Raw genomic sequence first — 25,992 nt, 5'->3', positions numbered from 1 at the left:
AACAAAAAACTAAAGTGATTATAGCATGAATGCCGGGAACGATCTTTTTCCAAATCCTTGGCGTGTGAACGCTTCAATCGGATATTAAGGAATCAAGGGGGGATATTCGCCCTCATGCGTAAAGATGCACGGTATTTTGGCGGATTGCTAGCAATAACGGCAACATGGTGACGCTTTCCCGGACAGGTGTGAAAACGATGTCAAATATCGGGGTTCCGCTTGACTGAACTTTAAAATCATGATAAATTATTTCTTGTTCATGTGAATGTTCCCTGATAGCTCAGTTGGTAGAGCACTCGACTGTTAATCGAGTTGTCACAGGTTCGAGTCCTGTTCGGGGAGCCATTTCTTGGAGAGATACCCAAGTGGCTATAAGGGGACCCTCTGCTAAGGGGTTAGACTGCGTAAGCGGTGCGAGGGTTCGAATCCCTCTCTCTCCGTTCTGAAGATGAAAGTAAGCTCCTCCTGGTGAGGAGCTTTTTTATTTCCTTCATATATAAATAGCTGATGCTGAAGCCGAGTGTTTCACCGGGGAGCTGACGCCGAATCGTTCCACCGAGCAGTTCTTGCGGACACAGGAGCCGTTATTTACCGTTTTTTCGGAAAAATCGTCGTCTTACGGACACCACAGCCCTTATTTGTGAAATTACGGTGCGAAAATGTGTACTAAAGGCGAATAGCGGCTCTCAGGTCCGTTAGGGCGGGAAATGAGCTATTTTTCCGCAAATAGCGTCTCTCAGGTCCGTTGGCATCGTGCACAGGTAGCCTGAAGCAGCAGCAATCGGTCATCCCCAGCAATCCTTTGTTTCTCCTCAATGTTCCCCTCGTTATTCGCCGGGAATTCTCTTGTTTTCTGTCGCCCCTAGCCAGCCCTCAGCAAAGCCTATACACCTCCAATCCCGCTTATTCGCTTGGACATATTTTCATATTCGCCTCTATGCAGTTTTGCATATCCGTTCACAAATGGCACGAGATTGAAGCCGTTCGCAGCGCATAAAAGGCGGTATAAGACGAAATTCGAGGGAATTCGCTAGAATTTATCCCGTTATTCCTTTAATAAATTGAAGGATCGAAGCTTTAAAGAGACAAATGTTATATTAATTGCCCGAAAATAAAGTATTGTATTAAAAAAGGACTTTTTCTCCAACACTCCAATACCTCCGATTATCTGCGTCATGCTCCCGATTCCTCCTTATTGTTCACTTCACTTATCATTATCTTCCATAATCATGTCATATAATGTAATAAAACCTACCCTAAATTTTCGAATAAAATCGTAAAATCTAAAGATCGGTAGTGACGAAGAAAATAACCTGTGTTACTATAGGTAACATCAAACAGAGAGAAAGGCGAATGGCAACACAAGAAGGGGAAGTTTCATCACAAAATAGAAAAAGGGGATGCCGATGGAGTACTTCATTCAGCAATTGATTAACGGGATTTCCGTGGGCAGCATTTATGCGCTGATCGCACTGGGTTATACCATGGTGTACGGGATTATCAAACTGATTAACTTTGCACATGGCGATGTTTTTATGGTCGGTTCGTTTATCGGACTGTTCACCGCGAAATTTTTGGCATCGGCAGGGTTTCCGCCGGTCCTTGTCCTTATCATATCGCTTGTCTTCTCGATGACGGTGAGTGCGCTGCTGGGGATCACGATTGAACGTCTCGCTTACAAGCCGCTGCGCAAATCCACCCGGATTGCCGCTTTGATCACCGCGATCGGCGTTTCCTTTTTGCTCGAATATACAGGCGTCCTTATTCTCGGGCCGCAAGCCCAAGGGTTCCCGGACATCCTGGAGAAAAAGCAGTACTATCTGTTCGGTTCCTCCATCCAGGTGGAATCCACTCAGGTCATGATTCTGATCATCACGATTGTATTGATGCTGCTCCTGCAGTACATCGTACACTACACCAAAACAGGCAAGGCAATGCGCGCGGTATCGTTCGATATGGAAGCGGCCCGGCTCATGGGGATCAACGTAGACCGCACGATCTCGGCAACCTTCGCAATCGGTTCCGCTCTGGCGGCGGCGGCCGGCGTTATTTTCGGAATGACGTACAACTCGGTGGATCCGCTGATGGGCGTGATGCCTGGCCTTAAAGCTTTTGTCGCTGCGGTGCTTGGCGGGATCGGAAGCATCCCCGGAGCGCTTGTCGGAGGCCTGCTGCTGGGAACGGTGGAGACGGAAATTTCCTCGCTCGGTTATTCTTCCTGGCGTGACGGCGTAGCCTTTGCCGTTCTGATTCTAATCTTGATCTTTAAACCGTCCGGGCTCTTTGGTAAAAATGTCCGGGAGAAAGTGTAGGGGGGATCATGATGAAGAAGCTGAACAAAAAATTCTGGTCGGGCATTGTCGCTTCAATTATCTTCTATGCCATCGTGCAAATTCTTCTAACAACAGGAATCCTTAATGATGTTAATCGGTCCACGCTCCTGTTGATCGGCGTAAATATCATGCTGGCGGTATCGCTGAACCTGATCAACGGGATTACGGGACAATTCTCCATCGGCCATGCGGGCTTTATGTCCGTGGGTGCGTATACTTCGGCGATCCTAACGCTGGATTACAATGCGCCGTTTGTGGTCGCAATCATTGCCGGCGGCATCGTCGCATCGATCTGCGGGATTTTGATCGGCATACCGACCCTTCGCCTGAACGGCGATTACCTGGCGATTGCGACGCTTGGTTTCGGCGAAATTATCCGCATTATCATGCTGAATACAGAATATGTCGGCGGGGCGTCGGGTCTCAGCGGCATTCCGAGCAAAACGACCTGGACCGTGATTTTCATCTTTACGCTGGTGACGGTCGTGCTGATCAACAACTTTATCCGTTCCACGCATGGCCGCGCATGTCTGGCGATCCGCGAGAATGAAATCGCCGCCGAAGCCATGGGGATCAACACGACGCTGTACAAGGTCATTGCATTTACGATCGGCGCTTTGTTCGCCGGCATGGCCGGCGGGTTATCCGCACATACCTTTTACGTTATTACCCCGGGCAGCTTCAACTTCCTGAAGTCGTTCGAAATTCTCGTTATGGTGGTGCTGGGCGGTCTCGGCAGCACGGCCGGTTCGATCGTCGGCGCAGTATTCGTTACCCTGTTGTACACCTACCTGCGCGATGTTCCGGAATGGCGCATGATTATTTACTCCATCGTCTTGATCCTGATGATGATTTTCCGTCCGGGCGGACTGTTGGGTACGACTAAATTCTCGCTCGGCAAATTCGGCAAAAAGGAGGCGAAGGCAAATGGCGATATCAGCGACAGCAGCGCTTCTTAATGTAAAAGCGGCGAGCCGCTCCTTTGGCGGACTTAAGGCACTCAGCGAAGTTTCGCTTCATATTAACAAGGGCGAGCTGATCGGCCTGATCGGACCGAACGGCGCCGGCAAGACGACACTCTTCAACCTGCTGACCGGCGTTTACCCGCCTTCAACGGGCCAGATCATTCTGAACAGCGAGTCGGTCGGGGGATTGAAGCCGTACAAGATCAATCACAAAGGCGCGGCCCGGACCTTCCAGAACATTCGGCTGTTTACGGCAATGACGGTGCTGGACAACGTCAAAATTGCTTTTCACCAGCATGCGAAACATTCGTTGTTCTCCTCCATGCTGCGGTTGCCGAAGCATTTTGGCGGAGAAGCCGAGATTACGCAAAAAGCGCTCGATATCCTCAAAATCTTCAGCCTGGATGACCAGGCCGACGAGACGGCCGGCAATCTCAGCTACGGTAATCAGCGCAGGCTGGAGATCGCCCGGGCACTGGCCGCCGGTCCCAAGCTGCTCCTCCTCGACGAGCCGGCAGCCGGGATGAACCCAAATGAAACCCGCGATCTGATGAACCTGATCGCCTGGATCCGCAAGGAATTCGACCTGACGATCCTTCTGATCGAACATGATATGTCGCTCGTTATGGGGGTTTGCGACCGGATTTACGTGCTGGACCGCGGCATGCTCATTGCCGACGGAACGCCGCAGGAGATCCGCAGCAATCCGAAAGTCATCGAAGCGTATCTGGGACAGGAGGCGTAGAGGCCATGCTTAAAGTTGAAGGAATCAACGTATATTACGGAGCCATTCACGCCCTGAAGGATCTCAGTATTACCGTCAATCAGGGGGAGATTGTAACCTTGATCGGCGCCAACGGCGCCGGAAAGTCTACGCTGCTCAAGACGTTGTCAGGGCTGCTCAAGCCCAAGACAGGAACCATTGAATTTCTGGATAAATCCATTGCGAATCAAAGCGTACAGTCGATTGTCAAACAGGGGCTGATCCATTGTCCCGAAGGGCGCCGCGTGTTCGCCAATATGTCGGTGGAAGAGAATCTTGAACTCGGCGCGTATCTGCAGAATTCCAGCAGTCTGGCTGCCGATTTCGAAAGAGTCTACTCCACGTTTCCGCGGCTATTGGAACGAAAGAAACAGCAGGCCGGCACGCTTTCCGGCGGCGAGCAGCAGATGCTGGCCATGGGGCGTGCACTGATGGGCCATCCGAAGCTGCTGCTGCTCGATGAACCCTCCATGGGGCTTGCCCCGCTGCTGGTCCAGGATATCTTCAAGATAATCCAGGAAGTGAACGCAGCCGGAACGACGGTTCTGCTGGTCGAGCAGAATGCGCATCAGGCGCTCAAAGTCGCCCACCGCGCATACGTGCTGGAGACCGGCCGCGTCGTGCTGGAAGGAGACGCCAAGGAACTGGCGGATTCCGAAGAGATCAAGATGGCTTACCTCGGACATTAAGCAGGTCCGCATCACTCACGGCATCACAGAAACAACATATAAAATTATATTTTTCGGGAGGCTGGGAGAAGAATGAAGAAAATTGGGGCCATTATCTTGTCGACAGTATTGACTGCCGTATTGGCAGCCGGCTGTGGCAACAACAACACAGAGAACAGCGGAAATTCCGCAAGCGGCGGCAACTCTGGCGGTGACACGATTAAAATCGGGGCTGACCTGGAGCTCACAGGCGGTCAAGCTTCTTTCGGCGACTCCGCATCCAAAGGTGCGAAGCTGGCTGTTCAGCAAATCAACGACGCCGGCGGCATTCTCGGCAAAAAGCTGGAGCTGGTTGTAGCCGACAACGCTTCGAAGTCCGAAGAAGCTACACAGGCCGCGCAAAAGCTGATCACCAATGACAAGGTCGTAACGATCATTGGCGCTTCGACCTCCACCAATACGTTGGGTATCGTGCCGGTAGCTACCGAGAAACAAATTCCGCTCGTAGCCGTAGGCGCCACCAACCCGAAAGTAACCGTTGACGAGCGCAGCGGCAAGGTGAACGAATGGGTATTCCGGGCAGCGTTTATCGATCCGTTCCAAGGCCAGGTAATGGCTAACTTTGCTACTCAATCCCTGAATGCAAAGACTGCCGTTATCTACACGGATACTTCCAGTGACTATTCCAAAGGTCTGCAAAAGTTCTTCGAAGAGACCTTTACCAAAAACGGCGGCAAAATCCTGAGCCAAGAGTCTTACCAACAAAAAGACTCTGACTTTAAAGCGGTATTGACCCGTATCAAAGAACAAAATCCGGACGTGATCTACCTGCCTGGTTATTATGAAGAGGTTGGCAAAATCCTGAAGCAAGCACGCGAAATGGGCATTACCGCTCCATTCCTGGGCGGCGACGGCTGGGATTCCCCGCAATTGGCTGAAATCGCCGGCGCTGAGGCTTTGAACAACACCTTCATGTCCAACCACTACTCGCCTGAAGATACTGCCGAAGAAGTAACCTCTTTCGTGGATGCTTACAAAGCAGCGAACGGCGGCGCAGTACCGGACGGTATGGCTGCTCTCGGTTATGACGCCCTGAAGCTGGTGGCCGATGCCATTACCCGTGCCGGCGAAGCCGATCCTGCCAAGATTAAAGATGCTTTGGCCGCAACCAAAGATCTGCAGCTGGCAACAGGCAAAATCACGCTCAACGAAACGCATGACCCTGTGAAAGCGGCCGTCGTTCTGAAATTCGTGGACGGCAAGCAAACTTTCGAAACCAAAGTAAATCCGTAAGCGCGAATGCTGCATATACTGCAGAAGACGGTGTTTAAACCTTTGCGGTAACGGCTATTAAGACTTAAATGGTTTACTGGATGTAGGGAGCCTCGGCTCCCTGCATTTATCTATTGTTGTACGGGGAAAGGCTCAGGGGATGGGCCTTTTTCTGTTATGGTGACACATCAAGGGAAGGAGCGTGCAAAATGATCGTCGGCATACCCAAAGAGATCAAAAACAATGAGAATCGCGTTGCCGTCACTCCCGCAGGGGTTGAAGCGCTTCGAAAAAGCGGCCATGAGGTGCTGGTGCAGCAGGGTGCCGGCATCGGCAGCGGATTTGCGGATCGTGAATATTCAGCCAACGGCGCACGGCTGATTCCAACAGCGGCCGAAGTCTGGGCCCAAGCAGAGATGATTCTTAAGGTGAAGGAGCCGCTGCCGGAGGAGTACGGGTTTTTCCGCACAGGGCTGATTCTGTTCACGTATCTTCATCTGGCCCCGGAAGCGGCACTGACCGAAGCGCTGGTACAGAGCGGCGTTACTGCTATCGGCTACGAGACGATTCAACTGGAGGACGGTTCGCTGCCGCTGCTCATTCCGATGAGCGAGGTTGCCGGACGGATGGCCGTGCAAATCGGCGCACAGCTGCTGGAGAAGCCGCACGGCGGCAAAGGCATCCTGCTTGGGGGAGTGCCGGGCGTACAGCCAGGGGAAGTCGTTATTGTCGGCGGCGGCATCGTCGGCACCAATGCGGCGAAGATGGCGCTTGGCCTTGGCGCACGGGTTACTGTGCTCGACCGGAATGCGGCGCGCCTTCGGACGCTGGACGATATATTCGGCGGGCGGCTGATTACGGTCATGTCGGATTCCTATCATCTGGAACAAGCGGTGCGCAAGGCGGATTTGCTGATCGGTGCCGTCCTCATTCCCGGTGCACGGGCGCCTAAGCTGGTGAAAGAATACATGGTGCGGCAAATGGCGGAAGGTTCCGTCATCGTTGATGTCGCCATCGATCAAGGCGGCTCGATTGAGACCATCGACCGGATGACCACGCATGAGAATCCGACGTACGTAAAACACGGCGTAGTTCATTATGCGGTCGCCAACATGCCGGGCGCGGTCGCCCGCACATCGACGCTTGCACTGACGAATGTGACGATTCCTTATGCGCTCCAAATTGCGGATCTCGGCATTGCTGCGGCTGCGAGGCAGAACGCTGCGCTGGCCCGCGGACTGAATGTCGCAGCCGGCCAGGTAACCAATACTGCCGTAGCGCAAAGCCTGGGATACACTGCCGCGGACGGGGTGACAGCGCTGCTTCAAGCCGGCGGGTAGGTCCGTCTAAGCGAGGATTAGAAAGTTTGAAAAACTACTTGTCAAATATTCTGGGATTTGATATACTCATTTTTGTTGTGACACTGATTTAAATCTTCGAGTATGGCCCGTTGGTCAAGGGGTTAAGACACCTCCCTTTCACGGAGGTAACAGGGGTTCGAATCCCCTACGGGTCACCATTTCTTTTAAGGGATGAGAATCCCTGAACTGAATATTTTCCTCTTATTATGCGGTAGTGGTGGAATGGCAGACACGCTATCTTGAGGGGGTAGTGGGCGTACGCTCGTGGAGGTTCGAGTCCTCTCTACCGCATTGATGAACACCGGAAGGACCCTTGGCTCAAGGGTCCTTTTTTATTTTTCAAGAAAAGTTCGCCAGTGCTATCGGAATAGGCAAGTTTAACGGTTCCACGGGCCGGCATATTGCGGATATAATAGGCGGATACAATCCGGACAGATATCATGGGTGAACTGGATAGATAGCTGCTGTTTCAGATATTGCTCTATGGTTATCCACTCTTCGCTGCGGTTACGGATGGATTTGCAGGATGCGCAGATAGGAACCAGGCGTCCGTGTACATGCTGCAAATTTGGTGAAGAGAATCGCTTATGCAGCGAGAAAAGATTGGATTTGCCGGGAGCGGGATGGACGGAAATGGCTGCAGGTTCGTCGGCAGGCTGGCTGTGGAGGGAGGGCTGGCCTTCTTTCCAATGATGATTCACGTACAAGACCGATCCCTCTTGGTCCATCAGAAGTACACTGTGCGGCAGGCTGTCCAGCATCTGCTTCACGGAGGAAGGTAATAGAAATGGCAAAGTCATCGCTCCTTGAATTCTTTAGGTAGACATCAGGTTGGCGGCAAATCCAGCAGTTTGGCAACCAGCCGGCGGTAACGCTCGGCTTTGCGTGTGCCGTGAATGAGATTCGACAGGCGGTAAGGCGGAATACCGTGCAGCTTGCAAAAATCCTTCTGGTCCAGCTGAAGCTCAGCCAGCCGCTGCTTGATCGCCCAGCCGAAGGGAGTCACGGGACGATTGCTCTTCAATAAGCTTCACCTCTTATCGGCCATCCCACGCTATGGTATAATCTATAGGATAATATTAGCAATTATATACTTATTTACGTCATTTTTCAATATAAAACACGTTATTTAGTCATAGTTCTTTGGAGGGATGCCAGTTGCAAACCATTTACGAACGGATCGAATTTCTCATTAAGCAAAAGGGGCTGACCAAAAAAGCGTTCTGCCAGCAAATGAACATCAGCACCGGCAATTTCGGGGATTGGAAGCGCGGCAAATCGACGCCCGGTACCCATAATTTGATTGAGATCGCCGGATTTTTCAAAGTCAGTCTGGATTGGCTGATTCTCGGTAAAACCGCGGCGGAAGTAATTAGGGAGAGCGAAGGCGAGTATTTTATTGCGCAAAAACGGCAACTGGATTGCCAAATGGACGAGCTTTTGCCGGAAGAGCAGGCGTTTATCAAGGAGTATTTGGCCTTTGCCGAATACCGCAAAAATAAACAAGACGGAGCGGAATAAGCCGTTAATATAAAAAGGCTTTACTTTTTACAAACAACGATATATAATATTGAATGTTGGCTTCAAATGAAACGTTTATATTTGGAGTTCATTGCGCGGTAGTGGTGGAATGGCAGACACGCTATCTTGAGGGGGTAGTGGGCGTATGCTCGTGGAGGTTCGAGTCCTCTCTACCGCATAATAGGTTATTGAAGAGAGCCCTTAATTTTAAGGGTTTTTCTTTTGCCAAAAAACAAAACCGGGACCGTTCCCATCGCACATGGCGAGAGGGCGGTCCCTTTTTTGCCGATCAGATTAATTTGGCGATATCCGCTTCGATTTGCTCCGGCGTCGTTTGCGGTGCGTACCGTTTCACTACCTTGCCATCGCGGTCGACGAGGAATTTGGTGAAGTTCCACTTGATGCTTTTGGAGCCGAGCAGTCCGGGCGCTTCATTCGTCAGGTATTTGAAAAGCGGATGGGCATCGTCGCCTTTCACGTCGATTTTCTCGAACATCGGAAAGGTTACGCCGTAATTGATTTGGCAGAACTCGGCGATATCGTCGCTATCTCCAGGCTCTTGTCCGGCAAATTGGTTGCTCGGGAACCCGAGTACCGTAAACCCGCGGTCCTTGAACTTGTCATAAGTCTCCTGCAGCCCCTTGAACTGCGGCGTAAACCCGCATTTGCTAGCCGTGTTCACGACCAGCAGCACGTTGCCCTTGTATTGCTCCATAGACTCTTCCTTGCCCCGGAGCGTACTAGCCGAAAAATCATAAATGCTCATAAAAATCCCTCCCGAACAATATTTTCTACAATTTAATTGTACACTATCTAACGCCAGAAGCAAAGTTTCAAATCATCTCCTTGGTTTAAAGTTAACTATGAAAAGGCAAATTTATGCTTTATTAAAGGAGAGGATGTTCGATGAAAGCATTATACACCGCAACGGCCACCGTGCACGGCGGAAGAGAAGGCAGAGTGGAGTCCTCGGACGGCGCGCTGAAGCATGATCTGAAAATGCCCAAGGAGCTTGGGGGTCCCGGAGGAACCGGCACCAATCCCGAGCAATTGTTCGCGGCCGGCTACGGCGCCTGTTATGAAAGCGCGCTGACCAATGTAGCCCGTAAAGAAGGCGTCAAACTGCAGGATGTAGAGGTGACCAGCAACGTCTCGATCGGCAAGGACGATAGCGACGGCGGCTTCCGGTTGGCGGTACGGCTCGATGTAAAGTTGCCGGGTATCGAGCATTCCGTGGCTCAGCAGTTAGCCGAAAAAGCGCATGCCTTCTGCCCGTACTCCAAAGCGACGCGCGGCAATATCGACGTGGAGCTGAACGTGCTGCAGGGCGTGCATGAATGAAGATTTTCCGGTAATCATGGCAAAAAAACGTCGATCTGTGCAGAAAAAGAAATTACGGAAGCTCTAGGGACATGCTTTGGTTGACATCACCCCCAAAATTCTTTAATATGTCTAGGTATCTGTTAAGTTGCGCGAGCCATGACAACCAAAAATTCAAATAATGGGTGATGAAGAATGTCCTATAGACCAACTATTACGAATGTAACCAAAGCAAGCAGCAACGATAAGCAAGGTTTGTACGAATTTATTGTGAAGCTTGCCGACGGTACGGAGTGCCGTGCATTCTACCACCGCTATCCGGCCTGGAAAATGACGGCTATCAGCCGTTTGCTGAAAACGCCTTGTCCGGTATGCCGCAAGGATTTTATCTGCAAATGCATGGAGGCTTACACTTCCGATTTCGAAGAACAAATGGTCGGGGACGAATGGATCGAGAAAGCCATCGCCGAATAATTTAGATATCATCAGAAGAAGCGCGGGAGCAATCCCGCGTTTTTTGTTTGCGCCGGCGCAGAATGACGGGAACGCTTCGAGGGTAATGTATGGAAGAAAGGGAGGCGGCAGGCATGGAGACCTACGGTGTGGAAAATAAAACGGTTGTGCTTATCGACGGCGTCTGCCATCTGTGCCAGGGACTGGTACGGTTTATCGTCCGCCGTGATCCGCAGGGGCATTGCCTGTTCGCGCCGCTGCAGAGCGAAATCGGAGCTGAGCTCATGCAAAAAGCCCGGCTGGACGCCGGGCAGTTGAACACCGTTGTGGTAATGGAGAACGGTACAGTCTATACGGAATCCGGCGCGGTTCTGCGGATTTTCCGGCGTCTGCGTTTTCCGTGGCCGGCCGCGTATGCGTTCGTTCTGGTTCCCGTACCGCTGCGGAACGCGGTGTACCGCTACGTGGCCCGGAACCGTTACCGCTGGTTCGGCCGGGATGAAGCTTGCCTGCTGCCGACGCCGGAGGTTCGGAAGAGATTTTTATGAGTGTAATAAAGATTAAAGATTTCCAGGTATTACTTGGCTAGTGCTTCGTAACCCAGAATATATGTCTCCGTGATTTTCCAGGAACCGTCGTCCGCTTTCACCAACGCGTTAACGGTGAAGGCACGGTTATCCGTAAACTCGGGGCCGCTGAGCCGCTTCGTGGTCTGAACGGTATATACATAAGCTTCAGTAGCGGTGTAATCCAGGATTTTGGTGGATTCGACGGCGTTATCCAAGTCATAGGCCTTAAAGATCTGCACATACGTTTGTTTGGTTTGGTCATAGATAGGCGAGGAGTCGTCAAGGGTGGACAATACGCCGTTCAGATCCTCTTTGTTGGAATAATCCGCGTTTGCCTGCAATGTTGCCTTGATTTTGGATTCATCTTCCTTCGGCACGGTAACGACGGCATCCAGTGCGCCTTGCGGAAGCGAATACTCCACGTTGCCAACCTGGACGTTGTTGATCAGCCAGGTTTTGCTGCCTGCCGGCTTTGTCAGAAGATAAGTATTTTCTGTTCTGGAATCCAGCATGAAGGCGCCGCCGACCTTTTTGGTTGTCTCCGTTGTAGTTACCGTGGCTTCATTCGCTTTTGCATCCACGATCTTTATATCATCGATAGTCGTTTTGGTATCGTACAGCTCCATTTGCCCTTTCACTGAATCACCGATGCCGGCGAGTGCGGAGGAAGGATCGATCAAAGACATGAGACCGGCGAGATTCTCATTGTCGGAATAGAGAACATAATTTTTAAACAAGGTATCAATGCCTGAGGTATCAATGGTAAGAGCACTGCGGTTGATTTCTACAATGCGAGTTTTGGCATTCCATTTCACTTCGTTCCCTGTCGCTTCGCCGACAAAACGCAGCGGGATGTAGGTCACGTTATTGATCGATTTGGGCGCGGCTTTCAGCTGCTTGACCGTTCCGTTCACGGTGGCCCGTTTGCTGCCGATTTGCAGCTTGATGGTCAGTCCGTCTTTAGTTGCGGTAACAGTTTTGGTTTTAGCATCCCAAACAAGGTCCATTCCAAGCTTTTGGAAAATCGGACGCATCGGAACCAGCACCGTTTCCTGATCCATCACCGGAGCACTGGTGTTGAGGTTCAGTTTTTGCTGATCAATCAGCACGGAAATTGGTTGTTCTGCTGCGGCCGCGGTAAAGCTGATAGTGCCGGATAAAGCAAGCGCCGCGATAAAACCCGGAATGACTTTCATATGTATAGCTCTCCTTTTAGAATAATATGGATATAGATGATGTACAGATGTAACCTATTATAAAGGCAAATGTGTCAGGGGGATATATCCTGTACAGGATATTTTCGGTTAAAAATACCCATAGAGGTAAAAAAAGGTATTGCCGCCTACGTACAGGTGTGCTACTATAACTGTAAATTATAGGAACAAAGACGGAAGCACCGTCCGATGACCGCTTAGCGGTTATTGGCGGTGCTTTTTTTGTTGTTTCTAAGCAGAAAGGAGGAGAAGCCGTGGCGGCAAAAATCGTACTGGCCGTCCGGGAAAGCCAGTTTATTGAACCGCTTTTGCATTTTGTGCACCACAGCGATTACGGTGAAATGCTGCGGATTACAGCCTTCAGCCGGATGGAGACCTTCATGGCATTTATGAAGAGCGGAGAAACACCGGATGCGGTGATCGGTGATCCGGTGTTTATCGAAGCGTGGCTATTGGAGAGCCGGAGCCGTATACCTTGGGCGGTTCTGCATGAAACAAACGGAACCGTCAATTCCGGGCCTGGGGGGCAAACCGGGACTGCGATTGCCAAATATCAGGCGCTGCCCGCGTTGCTGGAGGCGATATTGCAGCTCTGCGACGTTCGGAAGGTGAAACCTGCTGCTGCGTTAAGGGAGGAATTATTGCTGCTGGGTCTGGTTTCGGCCAGCGGGGGCAGCGGCAAGACGACCGTTGCGCTGAACATGGCGAAAGTACTCGGGGAGATGGGTCTGTCCGTATTCTATTTAAATCTGGAAAGCGTGGACAGCAGCGTGCTGTCGCTGCGTTCGGCTTCTTCCGGAGGTCCCGGGCTGGACGGGCTGCTGTATGAACTGAACGCCCGGCAAAATGCCGACGACAGGAATAGGCCGGGAATCAAACCCGATATCGGCAAATATGTCATCAGGCATGAGAGGCTGCGCTGCGAAGCCTTCCGGCCTCCGGCCAATCTTCAGGAAATGCTGCAAATGACCAAGCAGGACACGCTGGAGCTCCTGGAGCTTATTTCCGGTTCAGGCAAATACGACGTGGTTCTTGCGGATACCGGCGGGCTGGAAGAGGAACGGACACTGGCGGTTTTGGAGCGATGCCGCAGCCTGCTCTGGATTTTGCGGAATGATGAGGCCAGCCTCTATAAGACGGAGAGATGGGTGAAGCAGTATGTGTCCGGCTTCTCGGACTCGGCGGCAGGCATCCTGGAACGCAGCGCCTACATTATGAACAGAGCAGGGGACGATTCTGGTTGGGGCTTTCTTACGGAAGGGTTACGGATGGACGCAGCGCTGCCGGATATTCCCTCCTGGTCGCTGAGGCATCAAGCGGAGTTGCGGCTGAATTCGCCCCAATTTATTGCAGGCATCCGGAAGCTTTGCCAGACCGTTGTTGAACCTGCCTTGCCGCGGGTGTTCACAGGCAGATCCCTATGAACGAAAGGATGTTCAGGGAGCTGCGCAGCGAGATCCGTGAAGGGTTGGACGTTACGTTATCGATAGGCAACCGCGAGCTGGGGGCTTATATCGAACGCGTCATTTTGGGGCGGGATAGCTTGAAGTATTTAACCGCCAAGGAAAAGCATGAATTGGTCAAAAGGTTATATGACTCTTTCCGCGGCCTCGATATTTTGCAGCCGCTGGTGGACAATCCGGCGATATCGGAAATCATGATCAACAGCCATGAAGAAATTTTTGTTGAGGAAGACGGACAGATCCGCCCGCTGCCGGTAGCATTTGAGTCCCGAACGCGCCTGGAAGATATTATTCAGACGGTGGTATCCGGTGTGAACCGGGTGGTCAATGACTCCTCTCCGATTGTCGACGCCCGGCTGAAGGACGGGTCGCGGGTGAATATCGTGCTGCCGCCCATTGCCCTGAAAGGACCGGCGATGACGATCCGCAAATTCCCGGAGTCGCCGATGACAATGGACGATCTGGTGCGGCGCGAGGCGCTGAGCGGCGAAGCGGCGGAAATGCTGCGGCTGTTTGTCATCGCCGGATACAACATCTTTATCAGCGGAGGGACCGGCTCCGGCAAAACAACGTTCCTTAATGCATTGTCCCAGTTCATCCCGCCGCAGGAGCGGGTGATTACGATCGAGGATTCCGCAGAGCTGCAAATCACGACCGTTCCGAACCTCGTGTCCCTGGAGACGCGCAATGCCAATACCGAAGGCCGCGGCGAGATCACGATCCGCGACCTGATTCGTTCCTCCCTGCGTATGCGCCCGAACCGCATCGTGGTCGGCGAAGTCCGCGGCGCAGAATGCCTGGATATGCTGCAGGCCATGAACACTGGCCATTCAGGAAGCTTGTCTACCGGGCATGCCAACAGCGCCAAAGACATGCTCAGCCGCCTGGAGACGATGGCACTCAGCGCCGCCGACCTGCCGGTAACGGTGGTCCGCCAGCAGATCGGTTCGGCCATCGATATCTTCGTGCATTTATCCCGGCTGCGCGACCGGTCGCGGCGGGTGACGGAAATCTGCGAGGTGGCGGGAGTGAGGGAGGGTGAGGTGGTCCTGAATCCGTTATACGAATTTAAGGAGACCGGGGACAATGGCGGCCGGATCATAGGGAGCCTGATTCCAAGCGGCAATCCGCTGCTGGATGCCGGGAAGCTGGAAAGGGCCGGCATTCGGAAGCATCCGGTAGCAAAATATGGCATTCATCCGTGAGGAGGAGAGCGTTTCGTGTCAGATCCGCCTTGGAAGAAGAAACCAAAGCAGCGTTCGGTGAATCAGCTGCCTAGAGCCAGGCCAGAGGGGCTTATGCCTGGAAAACCGCAGCCGGTCGCCGGGAATTCGGCGCTGCCGGATTATCAGACGTATGCGCTACACCCGCGGCTTAAGCTCCTTGCGACGATGCTGGGCGGGATCGGGTTATATGCCGTCGGGTACCTTTTTTACCATCGGCTGCTGCTTCCGCTTTTACTGGTTCCGGGCGGGGCGTACGCCCCGCGTGTGCTGAGAGATTATCTGCTTCAGCGGAGGCGTGCGGCATTGACCCAGCAGTTCAAGCAGACCTTGTTTTCGCTGTCTTCCTCATTGTCCGCAGGACGCTCCGTCGAAAATGCCTTTCGCGAAGCGGTGGTCGACTTACGGATGCTGGATCCCGACGGGCGCGGCGACATGGCCAAAGAACTGGGCATTATCTGCGCACGGATGGAATTCGGGCAGCCGGTGGAAGAAGCGCTCCACGATTTCAGCAAACGTGCAGGAATGGAGGATGTGGAGCGTTTTGCCGATGTGTTCAGCGTCTGTAAGCGGACAGGCGGAGATTTGGTAGAGGTTGTCCGCCACACCTCAAGCATCATCGGCGAGAAGCTAGAGATCCAGCAGGAGATTTCTGTCGCTATTGCCCAGAAGAAATTCGAAGCCAAGGCGATGCTGGCGGCCCCGCTGGCGATGGTGATGTTCATGAGTCTGACGGCAGGGGATTATATGGAACCGATGTACACGGGAATGGGCATTGTCATCTCGACCCTTGCACTGGCCGGACTGGTTCTCTGCTATCGCTGGACCTCGAAAATTATGGACATTTCATTGTAAAGGCGGGAGAGCATGCGCTGGGTTTCAGGATGTATTGCAGTGCTGCTGGCGTTTGGTTGGCTGCTGCTTCATTTGAAAAGCGGCAAACGGTATCACCGGTTGCGCAGCATCCCCATGGAGGGCCTGCGGCTGCGCAAATTCGCCGGACCGGTCCTGCTGCTGTTGGAGAAAGGGGGGATGGGCGGGCGGATTCCAAGATTCTTTATCCGAATCCAGCGTTCTTTGCAGCGAAAATATGGGATTCGCTACAGCAGCGAACGCACATTGCTGTTTTTGGGGGAAATGTTCAGCTACACTTGGCTCCTGCTGCTGCTGGGCAGCCTGTTTACCGCACTCAGCGGCGAACGCTCCGGGATGCTGCTGGGCGGCTTGCTGGGCATCGCGCTGCCGGTGGCGCTGATTCACGACCTGCACCGGAAAGTGCAGCTGAGGGAGCAGCGGATGATGTTTGAATTGCCGGAGCTGCTGAACAGCATTGTGCTGCTGGTCGGGGCCGGAGAGACGGTCCAGCGGGCCATTATCCGCTGCGCCAGCAGCAGAAAGAGCAGCAGCGAGCATCCGCTGTATACCGAGTTGTCCGTGCTGATCCGGGACTGGGAGAGCGGGGATTCCTTTCAGCAGGCATTCGAGAATTTCAGCAAGCGTTGCTCCGTGCAGGAGGTCTCTTTGTTCACTACAGCCGTTCTGCTGAACTACCGGCGGGGCGGGGCGGATTTTGCCCTGGCTTTGCGCGATTTGTCGCGTTTGCTCTGGGAGAAACGGAAGGCAATCAGCCGGACGCAGGGGGAGCAGGCCTCCTCCAAGCTGGTATTTCCGATGGTGGTTATTTTTCTGATTGTGATTGTGCTGGTGGGAGCGCCGGCGATGATGATGCTGAACATGTAGGAGGATGATATGAATGACATCGAATTTTTTGAAGCATGCCAGACAATTCTGGAACGAAGAAGAAGGACTGGGTTCGCTGGAAATGATTCTGATTATATCGGTTTTGATCGCTGTCGTGTTGCTGTTCAAGGACAAGATCAAAGAGGTTGTATCCGATCTGATCGATACGGCCGGGGAAAAGAGCCAGCAAGTATTCGAATAAAAGAGCTGCGGCATGAAGAGGGCAGCTTTACGCTGGAAGCCTCGATGCTGCTGCCGATCCTTATGGGAATTGCGATGCTGCTTTTGTTCTTTTGCCTGTACAGCTATCAGAAATCAATGCTGCAGCAAATGGCTTCCGCCGTCTCCGAGCGCGCGGCCTATAGTTGGGATAACAGCCATAAACAGTCTAAGGACGGCTCCTTTTCTTCCGGCAGTTACGACAGTCTTTATTGGCGGATCAGCGAGGATGCGCTGCTGCAATCTTTGTTCGGGCTTGGAAAAGAAGGCGGCGAAGTAACAGCCGAGCTGCCCTTCTCCGGGAACACGGACGTTCTGCCCATGAAGAAACTGGGGCAAGCGGCGGATATGCTGCCGGCCCCGCTGCCGGGCAGGATGAACTACGATTACGGGCTGCAAGGAAGAAGCATCGAAACGCAGCTCTCCAAATCGCTGCGCCTGCCGGTGCTGGATGACATTCTCTCCGATTCGGCCCGTCCGCAGGGACAAGCCCGTTCGTTTGTTGCAGAGCCCGTCGAATTTATCCGCACCGTGGACCTGATGCGCTATTACGGTGAAAAGTTCAAAGGCGCCGGAGAGGGGACGGAGGACAAAATGAACCCGAAGAAAGCCTCGGCTGTGCTGAACAAGCTGAAATGAAGGTGCGCCCATGGAAAATAAGCGAGGGAATATGCGAGGTTGGATGCCCAAGCTGAGACGAAGGCGGTATGGACTGCGGGACAGAAGGGATGCAGGTTCGGTATCGATTTTTCTGATTATGGTGCTTGCCGTGTTGTTTTTGTTCGCCGCCGTATTGATTGATTTCGCGCGGATCGCAGCGTCCAATGTCCAGCAGGAACGTCTGGCCCGGGCCGGGGTACGTTCGGTTATGTCGTCGTATGATACGCAGCTGCACGAAAAGTACGGATTATTCGCTTTTTCGGGAGACCGCGGCGAACAGATTTTATCCGAAGTGCTTGGCGACAATCTGTATGAAAGCGGCCGCAGCGACGCCTTTAATCTGCTGCCGGTCAAGCTGGATTCCTCCACTCTGGAGATGTCCCGCCCGCTCGGCGAATTCGAGGTCTTCCGCAGGCAAATCGGCGAAGAGATGAAGTATAAAGCACCAATTGATGCCGTTCTGGAACTCGCCGCCAAATTCAAACCCATCTCCGGTGCGATGGAAGAAGCTTCGCGTTCGACGAAATTGCTCGCCAAGCTCCAGCCCCTATACGATGAGCGGGAAGCCGCCCTGGACGAGATGCTGGAGAAGCGGAAACTGGTCGGAGACCGTGTCCGCGATTTGGAACGGCTGATCGTAAATCTGCCAGGACGGGAAGTGGTTAACGAGCCGGTTGGTACCATGGACTCGGCGGCGGATATTGTAGCGATGCATGCGGATTATGTCGCAAAGTATTTTTCGGATGTGTACCGGGATAAAGATGAGCCTGCACGTTTTACTTCTACTATTAGTTACTATATCACGCAGACCGGGGACATCCGTATGCGCATAGTGCCTGCCATTGAGCAATTTCATTCCAGGCATACCGCATTGCTGGAAGAGGCGGAAGCTGCGCTGAAGCATGCGGATGAGTTGAATACTCAAATGAAGGAGGTACTGGATCAAGCGCGCAACAGCGGAGCGGAACAGGGGGAGGCCAATGCGGCGGGGTGGGATATCCCGGGAGATTCGTCGTCACCGGCGGTTTCATTGCAGTCGCTGCGCGAGCAGGAGGAAGCACTGCTGCTGAATGAGGCGGAACTACGCGAATGGTACGCGGGTATCACTGGTCAGGAGCAAGCATCCAAGGCGGTAGATTCCGCCGTTACGATTTTGCCGGGAGCTTTGGCGGAGGCCGTGTCCCCCACTGCGGATATTGCGCCAGCGTACCTTGCCGTCCGAAACGCAGCGGAAGCTGCCGAAGGCTACTTTAACAAATATGGCAGCGCAGGCAGTGAAATGACCCAGGCAACGGCCAAGCTTGACGCCCGGCGCGTTCCAGACAAGCAGCGCAAGCAGATCGAGAAGGAAGCGAAAGCAAAACTCGGCGATGCCGTAAAGCTGCTGAATCAAATTCGCAGTCTGGGCAGCGCCGCTCAGGAAGCCCAGGACAGCTTCGATGAGTTAGAACAATTTTATGCCGAGGTTGTCGAGTTCAACCACGCAGCAAGTTCGGAACAGCAGCCTGTTGTCCCCGAGAATAACCTATATCCGGCAGGCGGGCAAGCGATGGAGAATGCCGACGGCATCTACGATGCGCTGGGGACGGTTATGGGAGGCGCGCGTGACCGGCTGTTCCTGTCCGAGTATGCCGCACTCTATTTTTCGTATTTCGACCCCTCACAGCTCGGGGGAATGATGTCTGGAACAGCGGAACCGCTCGGCGAAGATATAGCTGCGGCGCTGGACCCTTCCGCACAAGAGCTTGAGTATGTACTGTATGGAATTTCACATCCGGCGGCAAATGTAGCGGCAGCATACAGCGAGATTTTTGCGCTAAGTCTGGCGGTGCGGACCATGGAGGGATTCATGGAAAGTGCGAAGCTGGGCAATCCGCTGGCCATTTTAGCAGCGGCGCTGCTTTACGGGGTCGAGCATGCGGCGGCTGACATGGTTCAGCTGTGCAAGGAAGGCGAAATCCCGCTATCCAAGTATTTGCCTGTAAGGCTGAGCTATCGCGATTATCTGCGATTGTTTTTACTAAGTCATGGCAGCGGCGAAGGGCAGCTTGCGCGGATGCTGGCCGTCATCCGGCAGCAGACGGGGCGAAATCCGGTCGAGAGCTACACGTATGCTTCAGCGGAAATCCGTTTGGGGCTTCGGCTGTGGTTTTTGCCGGGTGCCGTCAAGGTGCTGAACAAAAACGGTACATTGCCCGGCAGTGTAGAGGGAAATGTGTACTTCAAGACGGTGAAGGCGGATTTTTCTTATTAGGAGGCATTTCTCAAATAGGGGGAGGGAGATGGACCGGAGGAGTAAGGCGGTATTCCGCCGGATAGAAGACGGCAGCATGGTTGTTGAAGCCGCTATGGTGCTTCCGGCATTTCTGTTGTTTGTATTGTTCCTAATTTTTATTATTCAGATGACCCTATATTCCACGGCGCTGCAAGCTACAGCTTCGGATACCGTTAAAATGGTTGCCAGCCATATGTATCCGGCAGCGCTCGCTGCGGAGAAATGGAAAAACGACAAAACACAGGCTGCTGAAGCAACAGGGAGCACCGGAAGTTCGGAGACGTCTGCAACGGGAAAATGGACGCTGCCGCGTTTGTCGGTCGAAGAATGGGCCGGAACGTATGCGCAGAAGCTGCCAAGTCCGCTGGATGAGTGGGTCGGCGATTTATTGGCCAAGGGTGAGGCGCCGCTGCAAAAGCTGCAGGCCGGAGCTTCGGAAGCGGCGCTTGATTTGGCGGTCAAGCCGCTGCTGCGGCCCTATCTTGCTTCCGAATGGCTGGAATATGACCGGATCCATGTATCCAATGTGATGGTTCCCGACTTAAAGGGAGGAACCCGGCCGTATTTTGGTCTGGTACTCAGCTACCGTTTGCCGATGAAAGTTCCCTTTTTAAATAAGAGCCTTGTGCTGGAGGCAAGCAGTGCCGAACGGATCTGGATCGGTGCGACGGATGAATCCGGAGGGACAGGCACCGGCGGTTCGGACAGCGGACAAAACATTGGCATTACGGTGTTAGAGAAACCGAATCCCGGCGTAGCTAACCATCAGGGGAAGATTCGGGCGAAGGTAAAGCCCGGCATATCGGCAAACCTGGCCATTTTTTACAAAAGCGGGCAAAGCACCGCCAAATATCTGGGCTGGAAACAGGCGGATGATCAAGGTTATATCGAGTGGGAATGGAAGATTGGCGTCAATACAACACCGGGAACTTGGACGTTTGTCATCACACTCGATGATGGAACAACGCTGAAAGCGGAGTTTGAAGTCGTAAAAAAAAAATAAGTTCCGGCGAAGGGAGGGAACGAATTGGCTGTGTGGGCATTTTGGGGCTTTCTCCCCTTTTTAGCTGCCGCTTTTGCCACCGATCTAAGGTCCATGAAAATACCGAACGTCATTACGGTTTCCGCTCTGGCTTCAGGGCTGCTCCTACAAGGTTTGCTACTCGGGCTTCCGGGACTCGGACAGGCTTTGGCTGGAGCGTTAACCGGGTTTGCTATTCTGCTGGCCATGTATTTCATGGGCGCCGTGGGCGCAGGGGATGTAAAACTGTTTGCCGCAATCGGTGCCTGGGGCGGAATGTTCTTTTCTTTTCAGGTCGTCATCTATTCCGTTTTATTCGGTGCCGTTATCGGCTGGATGATCGTTCTGTGGCGCCGGGAAGCGATGCGTACGGTCCGGAGGATTCTCGGTAAAACTGCCGTATTCCTGCTGCTGCGAAGTCCGGGATTGTTAAAGGAAGGGCCGGAGCGACTCAGATTCCCTTTTATGCTGGCTGTAGTCCCGGGTTTCCTGTGCGCTTATATCTACTATTAACGGGGGGATTCTCTGGTGTTTGGACTTCAGTGCGATTTTATCCAGCAAGACGGTATATCCATGCTGCTGCGCAGTCCAAGCGGATTGACGGCGGAGCAGATGAACATGGTTCAGGCCCGTATGCTGATGGGGAGCTCCATCGGACATCATCTGCGGCTGATGCTGCGTGAAGTCGACCTGCAGATTACGCTTGAATACGCCGTATCCCGCCGGAAAATGCTCAGCCATTTGCTCAAGAGCGAAAAACTGGACATGACCTCGTTTTACGGTCTGCTGCTGCAGATTGCGGGAGCTATGGACGAGGGCAAGTTGTATATGCTGCAGCCCGAACTTTATGCACTTCATGCCGATTACATCTTTATCGAGGGGCCGCTGAACGGCGGGAAAGCGCATTTGACGTATGTACCTGTGCAGCTTGCCGAGTTGCCCGGGGCGGGAGTGTCGCTGCAGATGCTGGTGATGACGCTGATGACAGCAATCACGGAGCTTGCCGGAAACGGCATACAGCGGCTGCTGAAATATTGCGGGGATGCTGATTTTTCGCCGGCCGGATTGAAGCTGCTGCTTGCGGAGCTGTTGACAAGCCTTCCATTAGAGCAGCAAAGAAGAGAAGCGCCGGAAGACAGCATTGACGGTACGCGCTTGCATGCTCCTTCTGAGTTCCAGGAACAAGAGATTCCGCCGGAACAAAGGAAAGCAGAGCGGAAAACAGAGCGAAGCCGCACTGCTCCGATGGATGAGGAGGTGCAACGTCCGCCGTGGCTGATTCATTATTCTCTGGGTCCAGAGGCTGAGGCTTCCGGGGAGGCTACGGACGTTGAAGCGGAGGATACAGAAGAAACAGGCTCATCTCCGCATAAAACTTATACGCTGCTGGCGGGAGTCCTTGCAATGGCTCTGCTGTGGAAGTTCCTCTACTTTAGCCATCCCCAAATGCTGTGGCTTACCGTCTGCATAGCAGGCAGTCTGTGTATCGCGGCAGCGTGCTGGATGATTTGGAGCAATCGTTGGAGATGGGGAGTCGGCGATACGGAGGAGGTTGATGAAGGAGAAGAAGCGGCAGGGCAGACCTTTGGATATGACTTCGGCTCAACTCTTGAGCCGGTTAAACGCGAAGCCCCGCCGCTGGAACGCCGGCCCGGGTTGCCTCTGTCGGAAAAATCTACTCCTGCGGTGGAGCATATCTTTGGTGATCACGGAATGAAATCCCTTGGCGCGCCTTTTCCGGCAATGTCCGAAGCGGCAACGACCCAGTTATCCCGCGGGACACCTGAGGCCTCAACGGGCGCCTCCGCACGGCGAATGCCCCATCTGGAACGAGTCCATGAGGATGAGGGCGGCTATCCCGAGAAGATCGAGATCAACCGCCCAAGCTTTATCATCGGCCGCTCCGCCGAAGTGGCGCAATTTGTGGAGAATTCGGAAGGCGCTTCACGGGTGCATGTTGAAATTTCCCGCGGAACGGACGGTTTTATATTAAAAGACCTGGATTCCCGCAACGGGACGATTTATCAGGGCGAGGTGATGGTGCCGTATAAAGAGTATCCCCTAACCGATGGGGTTCAGTTTTCGATCATTAAAGGCCGTTATATCTTCCGGTCGGCTTAATGCCTGCCCGGCGAATTATTTGATCAGGTGGCGGTAAGGGGCATAGTCGATGCCGTTTTTCTCCAGAAACGTGATCAGGAAGCGGCTGTCACGCCGCGGCGTGGCCGCAATGTACCCTTTAATGCAGTGCTCGCGGGTTACGGCTTCGGCGTTGCTCTCAATGGCGATCCTGCCGATTTCTGCGGCGATGGAATGTTTGGCGATGTCGCGGAACGGACCGGGAACCGGTTGAACCAGCTGATCCAGAAAAGACTTCATTTCATCGCTCCACATTGGCCTGCTGCGTTCGACCCAGTAGTTTTGCCAGTCCAGCTTGGATTTGCCGTCGGCTTTGGGGAGTACCTTGAGGAATTTACGAAACATGAAATAGCCGCCGATACACATGCTGCCCAGCAGCAGAAACGTCCAGAAAGCTATGGAATTCATAAACCAGCCGCTCGGCGCAGCGGATAAGAAAAGAAACAGCGTGCCTGTAATCATTCGTACACCGCCTTTGACAGTGATGATTGTCACAACATCCTTTTCATTCCCAGTATAACGCATTTTTCGGCGGAAGTTCAAAGAAATCTGTGCTTGTACGGCAAACGGTTGTCTACCCGGGACGGCCCTCGCCTAGATTTATTTCCTTAATCACGGTAGAATAGGGGATAATTCGTGAAGGAAAGAGGGTTAAGGCATGTTGAAAATCGGTTCCCATGTGTCCTGCGCGGACAAGGGTCTTCTGAGCGCGGCCAATGAAGCAAATGAGTATGGCTCCACTTCGTTTATGATATATACCGGCGCGCCGCAAAATACGCGGCGTAAACCGATCGAATCGATGTTCCTTGAAGAGGGCAAACAGACGATGAAGGAGAACGGGGTCGAAGAGATTGTCGTCCATGCCCCGTATATCATCAATCTGGGCTCTTACAAAGAGAACACCTACCAGCTGGCGGTTGATTTTCTGCAAGAGGAAATCCGCCGCACCCATGCACTGGAGGTGAAGCATATCGTGCTGCATCCGGGCGCATTTACGGACAAGGATGCCGAATACGGCGTGCAGCGGATTGCCGACGGGCTGAACGAAGTGCTGAACGGAACCCATGAGACCGAGGTGCATATTGCACTGGAGACGATGGCGGGAAAAGGCACAGAAATCGGCCGCAGCTTCGAGGAGATTGCCTCAATCATCGACAAGGTTGTACATAACGAACGTTTGTCCATCTGCCTCGATACCTGCCACATCCATGATGCCGGCTATGATATCGTGGATGATCTGGACGGCGTGCTGCGCAAGTTTGACGACACGATCGGCCTCAAACGCCTTGGCGTCGTGCATATCAATGACAGCAAAAATCCGCGCGGCGCGGGCAAAGACCGCCATACCCCGATCGGCTCGGGCTGGATTGGCTTTGATACGATCAACAAAGTGGTCCACCATGAATTGCTGGCCGGGTTGCCGTTTATTCTCGAGACGCCTTGGATCGGCAAGGATGCGAAAAAGGTTCAGCCGATGTACGAGGTGGAGATCGCCCTGCTGCGCGGCAATGTGAAGGAGCGTTTTGGCGAGCAATTCCTCCGCGAGGTGGAAGAACTGCATGCTTTCTTTGATAAAAAGGAGATCGAGTCGCGCAAATATGTGCTGGATGTGTGGAGCCTGCTGAAGAACGATGCTAAAGCGAAAAAAGCCGATCCGCGCGAACCGCTGGAGCGTCTGTACGACGAAGTGCTGGCTGCAAACTTGTTCCCGCAGCTTGACGAAAAAGCCGTGAATCACCGGCTGATCGCCTGGCTGGCCGGCAAACAAGCGTTGGCGTACGCATAACCGAAGCTACAGTAAGCTTGAGCAGATGAGAGGATGGGCAAGAAATGACGGAAGTACATGTTAAAAGCGGACAGGCGCCTGGCGCCAGTCACCCCAACCGGGCACGGATGCTGATTTCCTGCCCAGACGGTCCCGGAATCGTGGCCGCCGTGTCGCATTTTTTGTTCGAGCATGGCGCAAATATCGTGCAATCGGACCAGTATACGATGGACCCGGACGGCGGAATGTTTTTTATGCGGATTGAATTCGATCTGCCCGAGCTGGATAAACGGATCGAAGAGCTGCGTACCAAGTTCGGAGGCGTTGCCGAACGTTTCAAAATGGAGTGGCAGATCTTTAATGTAAGCCATAAGAAGCGGCTGGCGATTTTCGTCTCTAAAGAAGATCACTGTCTGGTAGAACTTCTCTGGCAGTGGCAGGCCGGGGACCTTGATGCCGATATCGCGCTTGTAGTCAGCAACCATCTGGATATGAAGGAATACGTGGAATCGTTCGGTATTCCGTACCATCATATTCCGGTGACTGCGGAGAGCAAGGCGGAGGCGGAGAAACGTCAGCTGGAAGTGGTTGGGGCGGATATCGACGTGATCATTCTGGCCCGCTATATGCAGATTATTTCGCCGTCTTTTATCGAGCATTACCGGCACCGGATCATCAACATTCACCATTCGTTTTTGCCGGCGTTCGTCGGAGGCAAGCCGTATGCGCAGGCGTATCAGCGCGGGGTGAAGATCATCGGCGCTACTGCCCACTACGTCACTGAAGAGCTCGACGGCGGCCCGATTATCGAACAGGACGTGCAGCGGGTCAGTCACCGCGACGACGTCAATGAGCTGAAGCGCATTGGCCGGACCATTGAGCGAGTCGTGCTCGCCCGGGCAGTCAAATGGCATATCGAAGACCGGATTCTTGTCCATCACAATAAGACGGTGGTCTTCAACTGATTCAACTATAAATCGCTAGTTGGTGGAAAAGCATTCTACCGGCATCTTGGCCTTTAGGCGCCAGGATGCCTTTTTTCGTTCCA

General features: G+C 53.2%; 27 protein-coding genes and 5 tRNA genes. 27 read left to right on the top strand and 5 right to left on the bottom strand.

The features are described 5' to 3' along the window. Positions 1-269 precede the first annotated feature (269 nt). From BMW84_RS13280 to BMW84_RS13235, 10 genes are all read left to right on the top strand, one after another. Positions 270-345 (top strand) — tRNA-Asn (locus tag BMW84_RS13280). A gap of 6 nt (positions 346-351) precedes the next feature. Next, positions 352-440 (top strand) — tRNA-Ser (locus tag BMW84_RS13275). 966 nt (positions 441-1,406) lie between these two features. Continuing rightward, complete coding sequence (locus tag BMW84_RS13270) at positions 1,407-2,312, top strand: branched-chain amino acid ABC transporter permease (RefSeq protein ID WP_091069136.1); 906 nt, start codon at positions 1,407-1,409, stop codon at positions 2,310-2,312. Positions 2,313-2,323: 11 nt separating this feature from the next. Beyond that, a complete protein-coding gene (locus tag BMW84_RS13265; RefSeq protein ID WP_091069133.1) occupies positions 2,324-3,292 on the top strand; it encodes a branched-chain amino acid ABC transporter permease in 969 nt (322 codons plus the stop codon). Further along, on the top strand, positions 3,261-4,043 hold the full coding sequence (locus BMW84_RS13260; RefSeq protein WP_091069132.1) for an ABC transporter ATP-binding protein: 783 nt from the start codon (positions 3,261-3,263) through the stop codon (positions 4,041-4,043). Before BMW84_RS13265 ends, BMW84_RS13260 begins: the two co-directional genes overlap by 32 nt. A 5-nt stretch (positions 4,044-4,048) precedes the next feature. Beyond that, positions 4,049-4,750, top strand: a complete 702-nt coding sequence (locus BMW84_RS13255; RefSeq protein ID WP_091069130.1) for an ABC transporter ATP-binding protein — start codon at positions 4,049-4,051, stop codon at positions 4,748-4,750. A gap of 72 nt (positions 4,751-4,822) precedes the next feature. Next, positions 4,823-6,022 (top strand): ABC transporter substrate-binding protein, encoded by a 1,200-nt coding sequence (locus tag BMW84_RS13250; RefSeq protein ID WP_091069128.1) that lies wholly within the window; start codon positions 4,823-4,825, stop codon positions 6,020-6,022. 188 nt (positions 6,023-6,210) lie between these two features. Further along, entirely contained in the window at positions 6,211-7,341 is a 1,131-nt protein-coding gene (ald, locus tag BMW84_RS13245) for an alanine dehydrogenase (protein WP_091069126.1), read from the top strand. Between the two features lie 104 nt (positions 7,342-7,445). Further along, a tRNA-Glu gene (locus BMW84_RS13240) sits at positions 7,446-7,520 on the top strand. Between the two features lie 50 nt (positions 7,521-7,570). Next, a tRNA-Leu gene (locus BMW84_RS13235) sits at positions 7,571-7,653 on the top strand. Between the two features lie 86 nt (positions 7,654-7,739). On the opposite strand, the gene BMW84_RS24515 is transcribed toward BMW84_RS13235, so the two are convergent. Further along, on the bottom strand, positions 7,740-8,156 hold the full coding sequence (locus BMW84_RS24515) for a hypothetical protein (protein ID WP_139209627.1): 417 nt from the start codon (positions 8,154-8,156) through the stop codon (positions 7,740-7,742). A 32-nt stretch (positions 8,157-8,188) separates the two neighbouring features. Beyond that, the gene (locus BMW84_RS13225) at positions 8,189-8,386 is read right to left on the bottom strand and encodes a Rha family transcriptional regulator (RefSeq protein WP_091069123.1); all 198 of its coding nucleotides are present in this window, start codon (positions 8,384-8,386) and stop codon (positions 8,189-8,191) included. 134 nt (positions 8,387-8,520) lie between these two features. On the opposite strand from BMW84_RS13225, the gene BMW84_RS13220 reads away from it, so the two are divergent. Both BMW84_RS13220 and BMW84_RS13215 read left to right on the top strand, forming a co-directional pair. Beyond that, on the top strand, positions 8,521-8,883 hold the full coding sequence (locus BMW84_RS13220) for a helix-turn-helix domain-containing protein (protein ID WP_091069122.1): 363 nt from the start codon (positions 8,521-8,523) through the stop codon (positions 8,881-8,883). Between the two features lie 95 nt (positions 8,884-8,978). After that, positions 8,979-9,061: transfer RNA gene (locus tag BMW84_RS13215), tRNA-Leu, on the top strand. A gap of 111 nt (positions 9,062-9,172) precedes the next feature. On the opposite strand, the gene BMW84_RS13210 is transcribed toward BMW84_RS13215, so the two are convergent. Beyond that, positions 9,173-9,649: a glutathione peroxidase gene (locus BMW84_RS13210; protein ID WP_091069119.1), complete on the bottom strand. Its 477-nt coding sequence runs from the start codon at positions 9,647-9,649 to the stop codon at positions 9,173-9,175. A gap of 140 nt (positions 9,650-9,789) precedes the next feature. Here BMW84_RS13210 and BMW84_RS13205 point away from each other — a divergent pair, with 140 nt between their 5' ends. The 3 genes from BMW84_RS13205 (at position 9,790) to BMW84_RS13195 (ending at position 11,204) form a co-directional block, all read left to right on the top strand. After that, complete coding sequence (locus tag BMW84_RS13205; RefSeq protein WP_091069116.1) at positions 9,790-10,224, top strand: organic hydroperoxide resistance protein; 435 nt, start codon at positions 9,790-9,792, stop codon at positions 10,222-10,224. Positions 10,225-10,398: 174 nt separating this feature from the next. Further along, the gene (locus BMW84_RS13200; protein ID WP_091069114.1) at positions 10,399-10,677 is read left to right on the top strand and encodes a hypothetical protein; all 279 of its coding nucleotides are present in this window, start codon (positions 10,399-10,401) and stop codon (positions 10,675-10,677) included. 113 nt (positions 10,678-10,790) lie between these two features. Further along, a complete protein-coding gene (locus BMW84_RS13195) occupies positions 10,791-11,204 on the top strand; it encodes a thiol-disulfide oxidoreductase DCC family protein (protein WP_091069111.1) in 414 nt (137 codons plus the stop codon). Positions 11,205-11,233: 29 nt separating this feature from the next. On the opposite strand, the gene BMW84_RS13190 is transcribed toward BMW84_RS13195, so the two are convergent. Continuing rightward, positions 11,234-12,421, bottom strand: a complete 1,188-nt coding sequence (locus BMW84_RS13190; protein ID WP_091069108.1) for a copper amine oxidase N-terminal domain-containing protein — start codon at positions 12,419-12,421, stop codon at positions 11,234-11,236. 272 nt (positions 12,422-12,693) lie between these two features. Between BMW84_RS13190 and BMW84_RS13185 the strand changes: the two genes are divergently transcribed. From BMW84_RS13185 to BMW84_RS13140, 10 genes are read left to right on the top strand one after another with little or no spacing between them, the layout of a single operon-like run. Beyond that, positions 12,694-13,863 (top strand): P-loop NTPase family protein, encoded by a 1,170-nt coding sequence (locus BMW84_RS13185; RefSeq protein WP_091069106.1) that lies wholly within the window; start codon positions 12,694-12,696, stop codon positions 13,861-13,863. Beyond that, positions 13,860-15,107 (top strand): TadA family conjugal transfer-associated ATPase, encoded by a 1,248-nt coding sequence (locus tag BMW84_RS13180; RefSeq protein WP_091069104.1) that lies wholly within the window; start codon positions 13,860-13,862, stop codon positions 15,105-15,107. Before BMW84_RS13185 ends, BMW84_RS13180 begins: the two co-directional genes overlap by 4 nt. Before the next feature lie 15 nt (positions 15,108-15,122). Beyond that, complete coding sequence (locus BMW84_RS13175) at positions 15,123-15,980, top strand: type II secretion system F family protein (protein WP_254772977.1); 858 nt, start codon at positions 15,123-15,125, stop codon at positions 15,978-15,980. Between the two features lie 12 nt (positions 15,981-15,992). Next, complete coding sequence (locus tag BMW84_RS13170) at positions 15,993-16,865, top strand: type II secretion system F family protein (RefSeq protein ID WP_091069098.1); 873 nt, start codon at positions 15,993-15,995, stop codon at positions 16,863-16,865. Between the two features lie 13 nt (positions 16,866-16,878). Beyond that, on the top strand, positions 16,879-17,067 hold the full coding sequence (locus tag BMW84_RS13165) for a Flp1 family type IVb pilin (protein WP_091069095.1): 189 nt from the start codon (positions 16,879-16,881) through the stop codon (positions 17,065-17,067). Continuing rightward, positions 17,016-17,723 (top strand): TadE/TadG family type IV pilus assembly protein, encoded by a 708-nt coding sequence (locus BMW84_RS13160; RefSeq protein WP_368086719.1) that lies wholly within the window; start codon positions 17,016-17,018, stop codon positions 17,721-17,723. Before BMW84_RS13165 ends, BMW84_RS13160 begins: the two co-directional genes overlap by 52 nt. A gap of 43 nt (positions 17,724-17,766) precedes the next feature. Then, a complete protein-coding gene (locus BMW84_RS13155) occupies positions 17,767-19,998 on the top strand; it encodes a phage tail tape measure protein (RefSeq protein ID WP_139209626.1) in 2,232 nt (743 codons plus the stop codon). A 28-nt stretch (positions 19,999-20,026) separates the two neighbouring features. Next, positions 20,027-21,022, top strand: coding sequence for a TadE/TadG family type IV pilus assembly protein (locus tag BMW84_RS13150; protein ID WP_254772976.1), 996 nt, complete (start codon positions 20,027-20,029; stop codon positions 21,020-21,022). Between the two features lie 30 nt (positions 21,023-21,052). Next, entirely contained in the window at positions 21,053-21,553 is a 501-nt protein-coding gene (locus tag BMW84_RS13145) for an A24 family peptidase (protein ID WP_254772998.1), read from the top strand. A gap of 15 nt (positions 21,554-21,568) precedes the next feature. Beyond that, the gene (locus BMW84_RS13140; RefSeq protein WP_091069086.1) at positions 21,569-23,161 is read left to right on the top strand and encodes a DUF6382 domain-containing protein; all 1,593 of its coding nucleotides are present in this window, start codon (positions 21,569-21,571) and stop codon (positions 23,159-23,161) included. Between the two features lie 15 nt (positions 23,162-23,176). Here the strand turns inward: BMW84_RS13140 and BMW84_RS13135 are convergent, their stop codons facing one another. Beyond that, entirely contained in the window at positions 23,177-23,641 is a 465-nt protein-coding gene (locus tag BMW84_RS13135; protein ID WP_091069083.1) for a DUF2621 family protein, read from the bottom strand. A 196-nt stretch (positions 23,642-23,837) separates the two neighbouring features. On the opposite strand from BMW84_RS13135, the gene BMW84_RS13130 reads away from it, so the two are divergent. Next, positions 23,838-24,965, top strand: a complete 1,128-nt coding sequence (locus BMW84_RS13130; protein ID WP_091069080.1) for a deoxyribonuclease IV — start codon at positions 23,838-23,840, stop codon at positions 24,963-24,965. Positions 24,966-25,009: 44 nt separating this feature from the next. Next, entirely contained in the window at positions 25,010-25,909 is a 900-nt protein-coding gene (purU, locus tag BMW84_RS13125; RefSeq protein WP_091069076.1) for a formyltetrahydrofolate deformylase, read from the top strand. The last annotated feature ends 83 nt before the right edge of the window (positions 25,910-25,992 follow it).

Origin of the sequence: Paenibacillus sp. NFR01, from assembly GCF_900111565.1 — a bacterium.
Classification (GTDB): Bacteria; Bacillota; Bacilli; order Paenibacillales; family Paenibacillaceae; genus Paenibacillus_AQ.
Note: the sequence above shows the minus strand (reverse complement) of the source record. Positions and strands in the feature narration are given on the sequence as shown.